The following is a 3,130-nucleotide window of genomic DNA, read 5'->3' as shown; positions in this document are numbered from 1 at the left end:
CTGCGGGGTAAATACGTCATGATAGATTTCTGGGGAACGTGGTGCGGTCCATGCATAGAGGCTCTTCCTGTCATAAAGGAAGCGTATGCTACTTATGCCGGAGAAAATTTTGAGATCGTGGGAATTGCCAATGAACCAAGTCTTGAGCGATTCGAGAATTTTGTGGAACGTGAAAACCTAAAGTGGCCACAGATTCCCGAGATCTACGAAGAGAATAATGAGATCCAGGAACTATACTCGGTAAATTCCTATCCGACCTATTACCTGGTAAACCCCGATGGAGAAATTGTTGAATACGGAATGGCGCTTTCAGCGGATAATTTGATGGGGACGTTGGCGAAGTATTTGGAGTGAATCTTGGTTATTCGTTAGTGGTGTAATCGTGAATGGTAGAGTATCTTAAGCACAAAACACGAATAACCAATAACCAATAACGAAATCATTCCGCCTCTTCCATAACCAATACCGCCTCATCAGCCAAAGCTAGCACCACTTTCGTGTACATCGTACTCGGGTTGTAGCGGTAAATAGCTTTTTCTACTGACCCTGTTATTTCCTTGAAATGAGCCAAATAATTAGCCACGGAGTTAATGTTATTCGGCATGTGGTAGAGGTCTTTTCCGACAAACCACCGGTTCAGCGAATAGGGAATGAATTGGGCGTAAGACATGGCTCCCGCATAACTTGATTCCATTGCCAGCACATCAAGATCATTGTTTTTAGCAAAAATGAGAAGTTCTTCCAGTTGGGCTTTGGCGAATTCACTTCGGTGCCCTTCGGCATACATCGAAACATAGGCGTTGAAGGGATTATAGCTTCCTTTATATCTTCCAAACTCTGATTCGATCCCCATGATGCCGGCGATTATAGTTTTAGGGATTCCATATTCTTTTTCAGCAGCATCAAGCTCAGCGGCATACTCAGTCATGAATTCGCGGATGTTATCTTTCTTGCTGTTATATCCAACAGCTTTTTGATAATCCTCAAAACTCTCGATCCTGACCTCAGCAGCACGCGTAAATTTCCCGGTGATATCCTCCACTAATTTAAAGCGGGAATCTTCCAGCATTTCATTAAATGCATAGCCTTTTGCTTCAAAATACTCAGCCAGTTCTTTGATGTTCTCATTCATCTTAACCGGATCAGAATTGGAAGCTGAAGCCATAACCGGCATCGAAATAAAAAGTAATAACAGGATAATCGTCTTTTTCATAATCTATAGTGGATTTTATTGTCTCTCTTATATCTGTAAATAGTATAACTACATCTGTACTTAGTATAACAAAACTACAGCCAATAGAGAATTAAAGATTGTGAATTTTTGAGGAGGGTAACTGAGCTTTCAATACAACGACCCTCACCTTTGTTTCCTCTCCCGGGAGAGGAAGACGCTTTGGTGAATTTGGATATAGTTAAAAGGTTATTGCCAATGGCTCAAATCTTCAATTAAATATAAAACCAACCCAAAGAGCTTCCCCGCTCGGGTCCCGAGCATTCGGGAAGGGGTGGGTCAAGGGTAACCAAGGTCTCGATAAAATATTTTCGAACTCGAAATAGATTTTAGGTTCGCTCCCCACGATTTAGGATGTAACAATTCTGTTCTAAATAGAAAAAACTTCAATATTCATTATTCCTTGTTCAATATTGAATGTTCATTCGAAGTTCAAAGTAAAAACCCTTACCTTTTAGGGCTTTTAAAAGTCCGCTATGCTTGGTTTCTCTGAGGATGGCGCCAAATTTCAAAACTATTATCAAAAAGTACCATGGCAAAAGAATTTGATGTATGTGTAATCGGGTCAGGCCCCGGCGGATATGTAGCCGCCATTCGCGCTTCTCAGCTTGGCTTCAAAACCGCAATTGTAGAAAAAAGACATCTCGGTGGTGTTTGCTTGAATATCGGATGTATTCCCACTAAAGCATTGTTGCGTTCGGCAGAAGTGTATGAGTCGATCGAGCATGCTTCTGACTATGGAATTAATGTGAAGGATTACTCAGCAGATTTTGGCGGTATGGTAAAACGAAGCCGTGGTGTTGCCGATAAAATGAGTAAAGGCGTTCAGTTCCTCATGAAAGCGAACAAGATCGAAGTGTTCATGGGAACCGGTGTTTTTAAATCCAAGTCTGAGCTGGCGGTCAATGACGACAAAGGCAAAGAGCAGGAAGGCATCAAAGCCAAGCATTTTATTGTAGCGACGGGTGCACGTCCTCGCGAGCTTCCAAGCCTGAAGATTGACGGCGAGATGATCATCGATTCCGAAAAAGCGATGACCATGGAAAAGCAGCCGAAGAAAATGGTGATTGTTGGAGCCGGCGCTATTGGTGTTGAGTTTGCATACTTCTATCACACCATCGGAACCGAAGTAACTCTGGTTGAACTTCAGAAGAATTTAGTGCCGGTAGAGGATGCGGATGTTGGAAAAGAACTCGGCAAGATCTACAAGAAAAAAGGCATCAACGTAATGACCGAAAGCACGGTCGAGAACGTGAAGAAGAAAGGCAAAGGCGTTGAAGTAACGATCAAAACCAAGAAAGGTGAAGAAAAAGTAACTGCTGATGTAGTGCTTTCTGCTGTTGGTGTGACCGGAAACATCGAAGGCCTTGGCCTCGACAAAGCCGGTGTGAAAACCGAGAAAGGTTCTATTGTTGTGGATAAGAAAACTTACAAAACTAATGTAGATGGCATATATGCCATCGGCGATATCATCGGAGCTCCATGGCTGGCACACAAAGCTTCTCATGAAGCGACGGTTCTTGCTGAGCAACTGGCCGGAGAGAATCCACATCCAATTAACTACAACAACATTCCGGGCTGTACCTATTGTGAGCCTCAGGTTGCTTCTGTTGGACTGACCGAGCAAGCTGCAAAAGATGAAGGCTATGATGTGAAGGTTGGAAAATTCCCGCTTTCTGCATCCGGAAAAGCAACCGCTCTTGGGCACGAAGAAGGCTTTGTTAAAGTTGTATTTGATGCCAAGTACGGTGAGTGGCTCGGTTGCCACATGATCGGATTCGGAGTTACGGAAATGATCGCTGAAGCTGTTGTAGCTCGTGATCTTGAAACTACCGGACATGAAATCATCAGTGCGGTTCATCCACACCCAACCCTCTCTGAGGCCGTGATGGAAGCCGT

General features: G+C 43.5%; 3 protein-coding genes. 2 read left to right on the top strand and 1 reads right to left on the bottom strand.

Going from position 1 to position 3,130, the window contains the following annotated elements:
* The coding region (locus VFM80_RS04625; protein ID WP_395070031.1) for a TlpA family protein disulfide reductase at positions 1-354 on the top strand (354 nt) is incomplete at its 5' end.
* An 85-nt stretch (positions 355-439) separates the two neighbouring features.
* On the opposite strand, the gene VFM80_RS04620 is transcribed toward VFM80_RS04625, so the two are convergent.
* Positions 440-1,213, bottom strand: coding sequence for a lytic murein transglycosylase (locus VFM80_RS04620; RefSeq protein WP_395070029.1), 774 nt, complete (start codon positions 1,211-1,213; stop codon positions 440-442).
* 550 nt (positions 1,214-1,763) lie between these two features.
* Between VFM80_RS04620 and lpdA the strand changes: the two genes are divergently transcribed.
* Positions 1,764-3,130 (top strand): dihydrolipoyl dehydrogenase (lpdA, locus tag VFM80_RS04615; protein WP_395070027.1); only part of this gene is annotated, 1,367 nt, incomplete at its 3' end.

The organism is Gracilimonas sp. (assembly GCF_035704785.1).
In the GTDB taxonomy this organism is placed as follows: domain Bacteria; phylum Bacteroidota; class Rhodothermia; order Balneolales; family Balneolaceae; genus Gracilimonas.
Note: the sequence above shows the minus strand (reverse complement) of the source record. Positions and strands in the feature narration are given on the sequence as shown.

What these genes read in the sequence shown, in the direction of transcription:
- VFM80_RS04620 (WP_395070029.1), bottom strand. Translation starts at nt 1,213, where the DNA reads ATGAAAAAGACGATTATCCTGTTATTACTTTTTATTTCGATGCCGGTT.